Origin of the sequence: Pseudomonas sp. PB101, from assembly GCF_009764265.1 — a bacterium.
In the GTDB taxonomy this organism is placed as follows: Bacteria; Pseudomonadota; Gammaproteobacteria; order Pseudomonadales; family Pseudomonadaceae; genus Aquipseudomonas.
Genome location: NZ_RWIR01000062.1, coordinates 25057 through 39184 on the forward strand (window position 1 = coordinate 25057; position 14128 = coordinate 39184).

At 61.5% G+C, this 14128-nt stretch carries 11 protein-coding genes and 1 pseudogene; 10 read left to right on the top strand and 2 right to left on the bottom strand.

What is annotated here, in order from left to right; all coding sequences use genetic code 11:
- Nucleotides 1-99: 99 nt before the first annotated feature.
- The 4 genes and pseudogenes from EI969_RS19290 to EI969_RS19300 all read left to right on the top strand — a co-directional run bounded on the left by EI969_RS19290 (nt 100) and on the right by EI969_RS19300 (nt 4325).
- A complete protein-coding gene (locus tag EI969_RS19290; protein WP_160389191.1) occupies nt 100-489 on the top strand; it encodes a YbaN family protein in 390 nt (129 codons plus the stop codon).
- Between the two features lie 491 nt (nt 490-980).
- Nucleotides 981-1970 (top strand): annotated as a pseudogene (locus EI969_RS31030) (HAMP domain-containing protein); the annotation flags it as partial.
- 102 nt (nt 1971-2072) lie between these two features.
- Nucleotides 2073-2828, top strand: coding sequence for a methyl-accepting chemotaxis protein (locus EI969_RS31035; RefSeq protein WP_371926002.1), 756 nt, complete (start codon nt 2073-2075; stop codon nt 2826-2828).
- Nucleotides 2829-2978: 150 nt separating this feature from the next.
- On the top strand, nt 2979-4325 hold the full coding sequence (locus tag EI969_RS19300) for a CoA transferase (RefSeq protein WP_160389193.1): 1347 nt from the start codon (nt 2979-2981) through the stop codon (nt 4323-4325).
- A 112-nt stretch (nt 4326-4437) separates the two neighbouring features.
- Here EI969_RS19300 and EI969_RS19305 read toward each other — a convergent pair whose 3' ends face one another.
- Together EI969_RS19305 and arcD (EI969_RS19310) are read right to left on the bottom strand one after the other, a co-directional pair.
- Nucleotides 4438-5301, bottom strand: a complete 864-nt coding sequence (locus tag EI969_RS19305; RefSeq protein ID WP_160389194.1) for a DNA-3-methyladenine glycosylase — start codon at nt 5299-5301, stop codon at nt 4438-4440.
- The gene (gene arcD / locus EI969_RS19310) at nt 5298-6725 is read right to left on the bottom strand and encodes an arginine-ornithine antiporter (RefSeq protein WP_160389201.1); all 1428 of its coding nucleotides are present in this window, start codon (nt 6723-6725) and stop codon (nt 5298-5300) included. The genes EI969_RS19305 and arcD (EI969_RS19310) overlap by 4 nt, the downstream gene beginning before the upstream one ends.
- A 437-nt stretch (nt 6726-7162) precedes the next feature.
- Between arcD (EI969_RS19310) and arcD (EI969_RS19315) the strand changes: the two genes are divergently transcribed.
- The 6 genes from arcD (EI969_RS19315) (at nt 7163) to EI969_RS19340 (ending at nt 14054) form a co-directional block, all read left to right on the top strand.
- Nucleotides 7163-8590, top strand: coding sequence for an arginine-ornithine antiporter (arcD, locus tag EI969_RS19315; protein ID WP_160389195.1), 1428 nt, complete (start codon nt 7163-7165; stop codon nt 8588-8590).
- Nucleotides 8591-8621: 31 nt separating this feature from the next.
- Nucleotides 8622-9878, top strand: coding sequence for an arginine deiminase (gene arcA / locus EI969_RS19320; RefSeq protein WP_160389196.1), 1257 nt, complete (start codon nt 8622-8624; stop codon nt 9876-9878).
- Between the two features lie 24 nt (nt 9879-9902).
- Entirely contained in the window at nt 9903-10913 is a 1011-nt protein-coding gene (locus tag EI969_RS19325) for an ornithine carbamoyltransferase (protein WP_160389197.1), read from the top strand.
- Nucleotides 10914-11063: 150 nt separating this feature from the next.
- The gene (arcC, locus tag EI969_RS19330; protein ID WP_160389198.1) at nt 11064-11993 is read left to right on the top strand and encodes a carbamate kinase; all 930 of its coding nucleotides are present in this window, start codon (nt 11064-11066) and stop codon (nt 11991-11993) included.
- Nucleotides 11994-12005: 12 nt separating this feature from the next.
- Nucleotides 12006-12368, top strand: a complete 363-nt coding sequence (locus EI969_RS19335) for a DUF5064 family protein (protein WP_160389199.1) — start codon at nt 12006-12008, stop codon at nt 12366-12368.
- A gap of 177 nt (nt 12369-12545) precedes the next feature.
- Entirely contained in the window at nt 12546-14054 is a 1509-nt protein-coding gene (locus EI969_RS19340) for a sigma-54-dependent transcriptional regulator (RefSeq protein ID WP_160389200.1), read from the top strand.
- The last annotated feature ends 74 nt before the right edge of the window (nt 14055-14128 follow it).

The window sequence follows — 14128 nt, forward strand, 5'->3', positions numbered from 1 at the left end:
ATGTCGATTGATACTCAGCTTTCGCGAGCAGGCTCGCTCCCACATTGGACGAAGCAAGTCTGTAAGATTTCGATTCGCCTCACGTGTTGCCTTGAGCCCATGCCCGCATCAACAAAACTCTCCCGCCTCCTCTTCGGCCTGCTCGCCTACGTCAGCCTGGGCATCGGCCTGATCGCCATCGTCATTCCCGGCCTGCCAACCACCGAGTTCATCCTGCTGGCCGCCTGGGCCGCCACCCGCAGCTCGCCGCGCCTGAGTGCCTGGCTGGAAAACCACCGGCTGTTCGGCCCCATCCTCCATAACTGGCGCAACGGCAAGATCATCGCGCGTAGGGCAAAAATCAGCGCCACGGTCAGCATGCTGTTGTGTGCCGGTCTGATGCTGGTGATGCTCGATCACGGCTGGCCGATTTACCTGGCGATTGCCGGGATGGGGCTGGGCAACCTGTGGATCTGGTCGAGGCCGGAATCACTGTTGCAAGCCACCTGAACAACTCCGCGATTTTTCCTCGTTTTAAAGCACTTTCCGGCACATTTTTCTGCGCAAACGTTCAACCACTACCGTTCGTCGGGTTGCCCCTCATGTAACCTCAACGCCACGCCGATGTGCATTGATCGGCGCTAAATGGATTTAGCGAGTGAGCCGCGACGGCCCACAGCCAACACTTCATCCATTCGCGAGTTCGCCCTATGTTCGACTCACTGTCCATCCGCCTGAAAATCGTCCTGCTGTCCGGTCTGTGCCTGCTGGGCGTAGTCGCCTTGATAGTGGGCATGAACATTTACCAGACCAATCAGAACGATGACCTGGTCAACGATTCCAGCAGCAGGATGCTCACCGCCAGTGTGCAGGACCTGCTTCAGGCCAAGGCCGCCGAACAAGCGGTGCGGGTGCAGAAGACGTTCGGCGAAACCCTGACGGTGGTGACCGCCCTGGCCGACCAGATCAAGGACATGCGCACCATGGCCACCCAGCGCGAGATGGCGCCCGGTGCGTTGCGTGAAGAGTTGAACCAGAGCCTGAAAACCGCCTTCGAGCGCAACGGCAAAGTGCTGGGCATCTGGCTGGCGTTCGAGCCCAACGGCCTGGATGGCAAGGACAGCGAGTTCGTCGATGACGCCGCGCGTCAGTCCAACGAAATCGGTCGTTTCGCCACCTACTTCAGCCGTGCCGGTGGCGAAACGCTGAACACGATCATGGTCGAAGAGGACATGACCAAGACCACCCTGAACCTCAGCGGCACGCCGTACAACGTCTGGTACACCTGCCCGCGGGACAGCAAGCGCACCTGCCTGCTCGACCCGTACGCCGATACCGTCGGCAACAAGGAAGTGTTGATGACCACCATTTCCGTTCCGCTGCTGGTGGACGGCAAGTCCATCGGCGTGGTCGGTATCGACATCGCCCTCGACGCCCTGCAAGCGGCGGCGGTCGACTCCCAGCGCGACCTGTTCAACAGCGCCGGGCACATGCTGATCGTCTCCGGTACCGGCGTGATGGCAGCCTACAGCGTCGATGCAACGAAAGTCGGCAAGAGCATCAGCGACACCCTCGGTGCGGATGGCAAGGACATCCTGCAATTGCTCGGCAGCGGTGCACCGAAGATTCTCCAGCAAGGCGACCTGATCCGTGCGGTGTATCCGGTCAGCCCGATCGCCGATGCCAAGGCCTGGGCCGTGGTGATCGACCTGCCCAAGCAAGTGTTGCTGGCCGACTCGGTGAAACTGCAGGCGGTGCTCGACGATGCCCAGCAAATTGGCACGATCAAGGCCTTGTCGGTGGCGGTGATCGCCGGTGTGCTCGGTCTGCTGCTGATGTGGCTCACCGCGTCGGGCGTGACCCGCCCGATCAACAGCGTGGCCGACATGCTCAAGGCGATTGCCAGTGGCGACGGCGACCTGACCCAGCGTCTGCACTACAGCAAGAAGGACGAACTGGGCGAACTGGTGAGCTGGTTCAACCGCTTCCTCGACAAGCTGCAACCGACCATCGCGCAGATCAAGCAAAGCATCACCGATGCCCGTGGCACGGCCGATCAGTCGTCGGAAATCGCCCGCCAGACCAGCGAAGGCATGCAGGTGCAGTTCCGCGAAATCGACCAGGTCGCCACCGCGTCCAACGAAATGAGCGCCACCGCCCACGATGTCGCCAACAGCGCATCCAACGCGGCGAGTGCAGCCAAAGGCGCCGACCAGTCGGCCCGCGATGGGATGCAGATCATCGAGCGCAGCACCCGCGATATCAATCAACTGGCCGACGAAGTCAGCAAGGCCGTGACCGAAGTCGAAGCCCTGGCGGTCAACAGCGAGCAGATCGGCTCGGTGCTGGAGGTGATCCGCAGCATCGCTGAACAAACCAACCTGCTGGCCCTCAACGCAGCGATCGAAGCGGCCCGCGCCGGTGAAAGCGGTCGTGGCTTTGCGGTGGTCGCCGATGAAGTGCGCAACCTGGCCAAGCGCACCCAGGACTCGGTGGAAGAAATTCGCCTGGTGATCGAACGCATCCAGTCCGGCACCCGTGGCGTGGTCGCCACCATGCATTCAAGCCAGACCCAGGCCCACAGCAACGCCGGGCAGATCCAGCAGGCGGTCCAGGCCTTGGGCAAGATCAGCGACGCGGTCACCGTGATCAGCGACATGAACCTGCAAATCGCCAGCGCCGCCGAGCAGCAAAGCGCGGTGGCCGAAGAGGTCAACCGCAACGTCTCGGCGATCCGCACCGTCACCGAAACCCTGACCGGCCAGGCCACCGAATCGGCGCAGATCAGCAGCCAGCTCAACGCCCTGACCACCCACCAGATGAAGTTGATGGATCAGTTCCGCGTATAACCCCGCCGCCCCTTGTAGGAGCTGGCTGGCCAGCGATAGCGGTCTTTCAGCCAGTCCGCCATCGCTGGCAAGCCAGCTCCTACAAAGGAATCCATCTGGACTGCGGTTTTTTTGGTCTATGCTCGGCCTCTCGCTCCGGAGAGCCCTTCGATGACTGATCTGCTCACGTCCATTCAAGCCGCACTCGGTTTGCCTCACACCCCGATTCCATTCACCTCCAGCGGCGCCCTGCCCTCGGCGTTTGCCGTCACGGACCTGGCCTGCGCCAGCATCGCTGCCGCCGGCCAGGCCGCCAGCGAACTGCTGCACCAGCAAACCGGGCACCTGCCCGACCTTGAAGTTGACCGACGCCTGGCGTCGTTCTGGTTCGCCACCTCGATTCGTCCGCTCGGCTGGAGCGTTCCACCGCTGTGGGACCCGGTGGCCGGTGACTACGCCACCCGCGATGGCTGGATTCGCCTGCACACCAACGCGCCCCATCACCGTGCCGCTGCACAAAGCGTGCTGGGGGCCTGTACCGACCGCGCAGCGATGGCCGACAAAGTGGCGTCATGGGCGAAAAGCGAGCTGGAACAAGCGGTGGTCGATGCCGGTGGTTGCGCCGCCGAAATGCGCACTTGGGATCAATGGCAGACCCATCCTCAGGGCCAGGCCGTAAATGCCGAGCCCTTGGTTCAATTTGCCAGCCACTCAAGCCAAAGCCGCACACCGTGGACAGGCTCGATCGCTCGGCCACTGGCCGGCATCAAGGTGCTGGACTTGACCCGGGTGCTCGCCGGCCCTGTCGCCAGCCGCTTTCTGGCGGGCCTCGGCGCCGATGTCCTGCGCATCGATCCGCCGACCTGGAACGAGCCGGGGGTGGTGCCGGAAGTCACCCTGGGAAAACGCTGCGCGCGTCTTGATCTGCACGACAAGACCGACCGTGGCGTATTCGAATGCCTGCTCAAGGATGCCGACATTCTGCTGCATGGCTATCGTGCCGATGCCCTTGAGCGACTTGGCTTCGGCGTGAATGAGCGCCGGTCCATGAACCCGAACTTGATTGATGTTTGCCTCAATGCCTACGGCTGGAGCGGCCCCTGGCACAACCGTCGGGGCTTCGACAGCCTGGTGCAGATGAGCAGCGGCATCGCCGAAGCCGGCATGCGCTGCAAAGGTGCCGACAAGCCGACACCACTGCCCGTGCAGGCCCTCGATCACGCCACCGGGTATTTGATGGCGGCCAGTACGATCCGGTTGCTGGCGCAGCGGTTGAACGACGGTGCGGGAGGCTCGGCGCGATTGTCGTTGGCGCGCACGGCGAAGTTGTTGATCGAGTCTGGACCGGGGACGGATGAGGCTTTGCGCGCGGAAGATGCGCAGGATCAGGGTTTGATCGTGGAGCAGACGCCGTGGGGGGCGGCGCATCGCTTGCATGCGCCGCTCAAGATGACGGGAACACCTTTGCAATGGACATTGCCAGCAACTGATTTGGGTTCACATCGCGCGCAGTGGTGACCGTCAGATCGTCATCGCTGGCAAGCCAGCTCCTACAGGGATCTGCGCAAAAACTGTGGGAGCGGGCTTGCCCGCGATGGCGCAGGACTGCCAGAACACATTCCGGATCAGCTCAGTCCACCCGACTCAACGAAGTCCACAATAACTGCGCCGCATACCCACGAAAAGGCCGCCAGGTTTCGGCTCGCGCCAATAGCTGCCTGGCCGTCACCGGCCCACCCTCCAGCGCCGCCAACGCATTGATCAGCCCGACATCGCCATTGGGAAATCCATCCATCTCCCGCAACTGCCGCAGCGCGATGTACTGCGCCGTCCAGTCACCAATCCCGTGCAACGCCAGCAACCGCGCTACGCCACCCTCCCGACCGGGCTCAAACAATCGAGGATCGTCGAGCAATGCCTGAGCCACGCCCGACAACGTCCGGCCCCGGCTTTTCGGCATGCCCAACGCGGCAAGATCCGCACCCGCCAGAACCCCGGCCTCGGGAAACACATGGGTCACCCCCGTCACCCCCGAATGAAACGGCGTGCCGTACTGCGCGACCAGTTTGCCCGCCAGCCTGATTGCCGCCACCACCGTAATCTGCTGCCCCAACACCGCGCGGATCGCCAGTTCCAGGCCATCCCACGCCCCCGGCACACGCAGCCCGGGGCGCTCGGCAATCAGCCGCGCCAGCAGCGGATCAACCGCCAGGTGCCGATGCATCGTGGACAGGTCGGCGTCCAGATCAAACATTCGCCGCACACTTGCGACGACTGCAGGTACGGCGCCCGGCTCTGGAAAGTCCAAGGTCAACTCAAGGGCATCGGCGGTGGCCGGCTGGATCGAGAACGTACCGCAGGCACCGTTCAAACCGATGCTGCGTGAATACACGCCGTCGAGCACGGTTTCCAGCCCGGTAATCGCCCGCGCCGACAAGAACCCCAGCATCGCCGGCCAGTCATAGGGTGGTTGATACGCCAGCAACACCTTCACAGATTCAGCAACCCGCTATACAACCCATAAGCCGCCAGCCCGGCGCCGCTGATGACAGCGGTGAAAATACCTTTCTCGATAGCCGTGAATAGCGGCATGCCCTGCTCATGACGCGCCTTGGCAAACAGGATCACGCCCGGCGCATACAGCAACGCCGACAACAGCAGATACTTCAGGCCGCCGGCATACAGCAACCACACCGCGTAGACCAGGGCGATGCCACCAATCAGCAGATCCTTGGTGCGCTCGACCGGCGCCTGTTGGTAGGTTTCGCCCCGTGCGCACAACAACACCGCATAGGCCGCCGACCACAGGTACGGCACCAGAATCATCGAAGAGGCCAGATAAATCAGGCTGGTGTAGGTGCCGGCGGAAAACAGCGTGATCAGCAGGAACAACTGGATCATCGAGTTGGTCAGCCACATCGCATTGACCGGCACATGGTTGGCGTTTTCCTTGGTCAGGAAGGCCGGCATGGTCTTGTCTTTCGCCGTGGCAAAGAGGATTTCGGCGCACAGCAGCGCCCAGGACAACAAGGCCCCCAACAACGAAATCGCCAGGCCGACGCTGATCAGCAACGCGCCCCAGGGGCCGACGATGTGTTCCAGCACCGCCGCCAACGAGGGGTTCTGCAGTTTCGCCAGTTCCGGTTGGGACATGATCCCCAGCGACAGCACGTTCACCAGCACCAGCAGCGCCAACACCCCAACGAACCCGATCACCGTCGCCCGGCCCACGTCGGACCGTTTCTCCGCCCGGGCCGAATAGACACTGGCGCCTTCGATGCCGATGAACACGAACACGGTGACCAGCATCATGTGCCGGACCTGGTCCATCACGCTGCCGAATTCCGGGTTGTTGCGCCCCCAGATATCGAGGGTAAAGATGTCCGCCTTGAATGCCACGGCGGCAATCACGATGAACATGATCAGCGGCACGATCTTGGCCACCGTGGTCACCTGGTTGATGAACGCGGCCTCCTTGATCCCGCGCATCACCACAAAATGCACGGTCCACAGCAACACCGAAGCGCAGGCGATGGCAATCGGTGTGTTGCCTTCGCCGAAGACCGGAAAGAAATAGCCGAGGGTACTGAACAGCAAGATGAAGTAGCCGACGTTGCCCAGCCAGGCACTGATCCAGTAGCCCCAGGCGGATGAAAACCCCATGTAGTCGCCAAACCCGGCCTTGGCGTAGGCGTACACGCCGGAGTTCAGCTCCGGCTTGCGGTTGGCCAGGGTCTGGAACACGAAGGCCAGCGTCAGCATGCCCACCGCGGTGATCGCCCAGCCGATCAGGATCGCACCGGCGTCAGCCTGGACCGCCATGTTCTGCGGCAGGGAAAAGATCCCGCCACCGATCATCGAACCCACCACCAACGCGATCAATGCGCTCAGGCGAAGCTTGTTCGGTGATTGCGACATCATTGCATCTCCATTTTCCGGGGGCGGCACTGCCGCGAGATCGTCACATATCGGGCGTCAACTAAACGGTTGAAGAGTAATAACGTTTATTGGATAACGCCAACTGACGTCTTTTTACTTGCACAAAACGGCTATCGCAACGCCGATATATTCGTTTGTTTTATACATACTTTTAATACATCAAATCTGTCCAAAAAATGCATGAATAAAACTTGCAGATCTTGAAAAACAAACTAGCGTCATAATTCGAAACAAATACTGAAAAGTTCCTGAAAACCAGCAAAGGCCTCTAGATCAGGCATTACAGACATAAGACTTATAACTGATGGCACTCCGCCAAAAAACTGGGAGCGCTCTCATTTAGTGATCTAAGTCAGCTGATCGGATAGCCAACAGAATAATCTGTTGCCTCTCTTCTCCTGCATTGGAGTCATGCAATGTCTGAAGCCCCCGGAAAACTCAAACTCGGCGCACTGGTTGCATTAGTCGTCGGCTCGATGATTGGTGGCGGGATCTTTTCCTTGCCACAGAACATGGCCGCCAGTGCCGATGTCGGCGCCGTACTGATCGGTTGGGCGATTACCGCCGTCGGCATGCTCACCCTGGCCTTCGTGTTCCAGACCCTGGCCAACCGCAAGCCCGACCTGGACGGCGGGGTCTACGCCTACGCCAAGGCCGGATTCGGCGACTACATGGGTTTTTCGTCCGCCTGGGGGTACTGGATCAGCGCCTGGCTGGGCAACGTCGGTTACTTCGTCCTGCTGTTCAGCACGCTTGGTTACTTCTTTCCGCTATTTGGCGAGGGCAATACGGTCGCCGCCGTGATCGGCGCCTCGGTGCTGCTCTGGGCCGTACATTTCCTCGTGCTGCGAGGCATCAAGGAAGCCGCGTTCATCAACCTGGTGACCACGGTCGCCAAGATCGTGCCGCTGCTGCTGTTCATGTTGATTGCGCTGTTCGCCTTCAAACTGGACATCTTCACCGCCGACATCTGGGGCCTGAAGAACCCGGACCTGGGCAGCGTGATGGACCAGGTGCGCAAAATGATGCTGGTCACCGTATGGGTGTTCATCGGCATTGAAGGCGCGAGCATCTTTTCGGCCCGGGCGGAAAAACGCAGCGACGTGGGCAAGGCCACGGTGATCGGCTTCGTCACCGTGCTGCTGTTCCTGGTGCTGGTCAACGTGTTGTCGCTGGGGATCATGACCCAGCCGGAACTGGCCAAGCTGCAGAACCCGTCAATGGCCGCCGTGCTGGAACACGTGGTCGGTCACTGGGGCGCGGTGCTGATCAGCGTCGGTTTGATCATCTCGCTGCTGGGGGCATTGCTGTCGTGGGTGCTGCTGTGCGCGGAGATCATGTTCGCCGCCGCCAAGGACCACACAATGCCGGCGTTCTTGCGCAAGGAAAACGCCAACCACGTGCCGGTCAACGCCCTGTGGCTGACCAATGCCATGGTGCAGATTTTCCTGGTCATCACGCTGTTCTCGGCCAGCACCTACCTGTCGCTGATCTACCTCGCCACCTCGATGATCCTGGTGCCCTACCTGTGGTCGGCGGCCTATGCACTGCTGCTGGCGGTGCGTGGTGAAAGCTACGAAGGCGCGCCCGGCGAGCGGCGCAAGGATCTGATCATCGGCGCCGTGGCCCTGATCTATGCGATCTGGCTGCTGTACGCCGGCGGCACCAAATACCTGTTGCTCTCGGCCCTGCTCTACGCCCCCGGCGTGATCCTGTTCGCCAAGGCCAAGCGGGAGATCGACAAACCGGTTTTCACCAACGTCGAGAAGCTGGTTTTCGCTGCGGTGGTCGTCGGTGCCGTGGTGGCGGCCTACGGCCTCTATGACGGCTTCCTGACCCTGTAATAGCTCTGTTTCTATCTGGAGGATCACTGAAATGACCACGGAAAAAGTCAAGTACGGCGTCCATTCCGAAGCCGGCAAACTGCGCAAAGTCATGGTTTGCTCCCCGGGACTTGCCCATCAGCGACTGACCCCGAACAACTGCGATGAACTGCTGTTCGATGATGTGCTGTGGGTGGCCCAGGCCAAGCGCGACCACTTCGACTTCGTCACCAAGATGCGTGAACGCAACATCGATGTGCTGGAAATGCACAACCTGCTGACCGACATCGTCGCCATTCCCGAAGCCCTGGACTGGATTCTGGAACGCAAGATCACCGCCAACTCGGTGGGCCTGGGCCTGATCAACGAAACCGCCTCGTGGCTGCGCAGCCTGGAGCCGCGCAAGATCGCCGAGTTCCTGATCGGCGGCGTATCGGGTGATGACTTGCCCACCAGTTTCGGCGGCAAGGTCATCGAGATGTTCCGCGACTTCCTCGGCAACTCCAGTTTCATCCTGCCGCCGCTACCCAACACCCAGTTCACCCGCGACACCACTTGCTGGATCTACGGTGGCGTCACCCTCAATCCGATGTACTGGCCGGCACGCCGCCAGGAAACCCTGCTGGCCACCGCCATCTACAAATTCCACCCCGAGTTCACCAATGCCGACTTCGAGATCTGGTACGGCGATCCGGACCAAGAGCATGGCAACGCCACCCTCGAGGGCGGTGACGTGATGCCCATCGGCAATGGCGTGGTGTTGATCGGCATGGGCGAGCGCTCGTCGCGCCAGGCCATTGCGCAACTGGCGGTGAACCTGTTCAAGAACAAGGCCGTCGAGAAAGTCATCGTTGCCGGCCTGCCGAAGTCCCGCGCGGCGATGCACCTGGACACCGTGTTCAGCTTCTGCGATCGCGACCTCGTCACGATCTTCCCGGAAGTGGTGAACCAGATCGTCGCCTTCACCCTGCGTCCCGATGAGAGCAAGGCGGGCGGCATCGACATCCGCCGCGAAGACACCAGCTTCCTCGACACCGTGGCCCAGGCCCTCAACCTCAAGGCCCTGCGCGTGGTCGAGACCGGCGGCAACAGCTTCGCCGCCGAACGCGAGCAATGGGACGACGGCAACAACGTGGTGGCCGTGGAACCGGGCGTGGTCATCGGCTACGACCGCAATACCTACACCAATACCCTGCTGCGCAAGGCCGGCGTGGAAGTCATCACCATCAGCGCCGGCGAACTCGGCCGGGGACGGGGCGGCGGCCACTGCATGACCTGCCCGATCATCCGCGACCCGATTGACTACTAACCTGTTCACCTTGGGAGATACAAAATGGCGTTCAATATCCATAACCGCAATCTGCTGAGCCTGGAACACCACACCCCTCGCGAATTGCGCTACCTGCTCGACCTGTCCCGCGACCTCAAGCGTGCCAAGTACACCGGCACCGAACAGCAGCACCTCAAGGGCAACAACATCGCGCTGATCTTCGAAAAAACCTCGACACGCACCCGCTGTGCGTTCGAAGTAGCCGCCTATGACCAGGGCGCCAACGTCACCTACATCGACCCGAACTCCTCGCAGATCGGCCACAAGGAAAGCATGAAGGACACCGCCCGCGTGCTCGGGCGCATGTACGACGCCATCGAATACCGTGGCTTCAAGCAGGAAATCGTCGAGGAACTGGCCAAGTTCGCCGGCGTCCCGGTGTTCAACGGCCTGACCGACGAATACCACCCGACGCAAATGATCGCCGACGTGCTGACCATGCGTGAACACGCCGACAAGCCGATCCACGAAATCAGCTACGCCTACCTCGGCGATGCGCGCAACAACATGGGCAACTCCTTGCTGCTGATCGGCGCCAAGCTCGGCATGGACGTGCGCATCTGCGCGCCGAAAGCCCTGTGGCCGGCGGACGACCTGGTCGCCCGCTGCAAACAGTACGGCGAAGAAAGCGGCGCGCGCATCACCCTCACCGAAGACCCGAAAGCGGCGGTCAAGGGCGTCGACTTCATCCACACCGATGTCTGGGTGTCGATGGGCGAACCGGTCGAAGCCTGGGCCGAGCGCATCCAGCAACTGCTGCCGTATCAGGTCAACGCCGAACTGATGAAAGCCACCGGCAACCCGCGCACCAAGTTCATGCACTGCCTGCCGGCGTTCCATAACTGCGATACCAAGATCGGCAAGCAGATCGCCGAGCAGTACCCGCACCTGAGCAACGGCATCGAAGTGACCGATGACGTGTTCGAGTCGCCGGCCTGCATCGCCTTCGAGCAAGCGGAAAACCGCATGCACACGATCAAGGCGATTCTGGTGTCGACGCTGGCTGACCTATAACGGCTGACTCGGCTCCTTGTGGGAGCTGGCTTGCCAGCGATGGCCGCGCCTCGGTGTTTCAGAGAGACCGCGGTGATCCCATCGCTGGCAAGCCAGCTCCCACAGGAGACGGAGTCGCACGCTTACTTCTCTTATTGAAGGACTAGCACCATGCGTATCGTTGTTGCTCTGGGCGGTAATGCCCTGCTCCGCCGGGGCGAACCGATGACCGCTGACAACCAGCGCGCCAACATCCGGATCGCCACCGAACAGATCGCCAGGATCCATCCCGGCAACCAACTGGTCATCGCCCATGGCAATGGCCCGCAGGTCGGCCTGCTGTCGTTGCAGGCGGCGGCCTATACCTCTGTCACCCCTTACCCGCTGGACGTGCTCGGCGCCGAAACCGAAGGCATGATCGGCTACATCATCGAACAGGAACTGGGCAATCTGCTGGACTTCGAAGTGCCCTTCGCGACTTTGCTGACCCAGGTCGAAGTCGACGCCAACGACCCGGCCTTCAAGAACCCGACCAAACCCATCGGCCCGGTCTACAGCAAGGCCGATGCGGAAAAACTCGCCGCCGAAAAAGGCTGGGCAATTGCCCCGGACGGCGACAAATACCGCCGCGTGGTCGCCAGCCCGAAACCCAAGCGCATCTTCGAAATCCGTCCGATCAAATGGCTGCTGGAAAAAGGCAGCATCGTGATCTGCGCCGGTGGCGGCGGCATCCCGACGATGTACACCTCGCCCGGCAAACTCGAAGGCGTCGAAGCGGTCATCGACAAGGACCTGTGCTCGGCGCTGCTGGCCGAACAGCTGGAAGCCGATCTGCTGGTGATCGCCACCGACGTCAACGCCGCCTTCATCGACTTTGGCAAACCCACGCAGAAAGCCATCGCCCAGGCCCACCCCGATGAAATCGAAAAGCTCGGTTTCGCCGCCGGCTCCATGGGACCGAAGGTGCAGGCGGCCTGCGAATTCGCGCGTCATACTGGAAAAGTGGCGGTAATCGGTTCGCTCGCGGACATTGAAGCTATCGTTCAAGGTACGGCCGGCACTCGTATCAGCACCGCGACGCCTGGCATTACTTACTCATGAGGAGAGACGTCTATGGCAATGTTTGAGCCAGGCCACTTGCATATCGAACGTCATGCGCTGAACGCGGATGATGTCAGCTACAACGTGCACGTCGACTATGAAGTCAGCAAAAACGACAAGGGCGAAAAAGGCATCCAGTTCACCATGCACGGCAGCATTGAGGGCAAGGAACTGAAGGAGCCCTTCTTCCTGCCCAAGGAGGAGGCCTACAACTTCGCCAGCAACGTGACGAAAATCGCCGAGAAATACGGCATTCCCAAAGAGAAGATCGCCATTGGTTCGTCTCACGAGCATTACGACCTGATGTTCGAAGACATCCGCCAGCAACTGAATATGAAATCCGGCGACCCGATAGATCTCGAGAAATTCGAATAACCCGGCATTCCTGTAGGAGCGAGCCTGCTCGCGAAGGTGTATCAGCCACCACGGGGCGGCTGACACACCATCGCCAGCAGGCTGGCTCCTACAGTGGGCGCTCCACCGGATTTCACCTTCCGCCCCGCACCAAGGCATAATCGCCACCCTCCGCACTGCAGACCTCAAAACCGCCCCATGCGTATCCACGTCAGCTTCATCGACCGCGTCGGTATCACCCAGGAAGTCCTGGCCCTGCTCGGCGGGCGCAATCTGAACCTGGATGCGGTGGAAATGGTGCCGCCCAATGTCTATATCGACGCCCCGACCCTGAGCCCGCAAGTGCTCGAGGAACTGCGCGATGCCCTGTTCAGCGTGCATGGCGTGCAAGCGGTGACGGTGGTCGACATCCTGCCCGGCCAGCGCCGGCACTTGCAGCTCGACGCATTGCTGGCGGCCATGACCGACCCGGTGCTGGCACTGGACAGCGACGGCAAGGTGCTGCTGGCCAATCCGGCCTTGATCGCCCTCTATGGCCGTGAGCCGGCCGGTGAAAGCGTCGCCGACCTGTTTGCCGACCCGGCCTTGCTCGACGCCCTGCTCGAACACGGCTTTCGTCTGCCGCTGCGGGAAATCTCCGTCAACGGCCAGACCTTCCTGCTCGACGCTACACCGATCACCGACGCCGGCGCCCTGCTGACGCTGTATCAACCGAACCGCATCGGCGAGCGCCTTTCCGCGCTGCACCATGACCACGCCGAAGGTTTCGATGCACTGCTCGGCGAGTCCCCGGTGATCCGCACTCTCAAGGCGCGCGCCCAGCGGGTGGCGGCCCTCGACGCGCCGCTGCTGATCCAGGGTGAAACCGGCACCGGCAAGGAACTGGTGGCCCGTGCCTGCCACGCCATCAGCGCCCGACACAGTTCACCGTTCCTGGCGTTGAACTGCGCGGCATTGCCGGAGAACCTCGCCGAAAGTGAGCTGTTCGGCTACGCCCCCGGTGCTTTCACCGGCGCCCAACGGGGCGGCAAACCCGGGCTGATGGAGCTGGCCAACCAGGGCACGGTGTTTCTCGATGAAATCGGCGAGATGTCGCCGTACCTGCAGGCCAAGTTGCTGCGTTTCCTCAACGACGGCAGTTTTCGCCGGGTCGGCGGTGACCGTGAGGTCAAGGTCAACGTGCGAATCCTCAGCGCGACCCACCGCGACCTGGAAAAAATGGTCAGCGAAGGCCTGTTCCGCGAAGACCTGTTCTATCGCCTCAATGTCCTCAACGTTGAAGTACCGCCCCTGCGCGAGCGCGGCCAGGACATCCTGTTGCTGGCCCGCTACTTCATGCAACAGGCCTGTGCGCAGATCCAGCGACCGATCTGTCGCCTGGCGCCGGGCACCTACCCGGCGCTGCTGGGCAACCGCTGGCCGGGCAACGTGCGGCAATTGCAGAACGTGATCTTCCGCGCCGCGGCGATTTGCGAAAGCAGCCTGGTGGACATCGGCGACCTCGACATCGCCGGTACCTCGGTGGCCCGTCAGAGCGACCATGACGTCGACAGCCTGGAACAGGCCATGGACGAGTTCGAGAAAACCCTGCTGGAAAAACTCTACGTCAGCTATCCCTCGACCCGGCAACTGGCGACCCGCCTGCAAACCTCCCACACGGCGATTGCCCATCGGTTGCGCAAGTACGGGATTCCGGGCAAGGCCTGAAAACGCGGATGAACACCGATCTGTAGGAGCCGGCTTGCTGGCGATGGCGTCCGCAAAATCGCCATCGCCAGCAA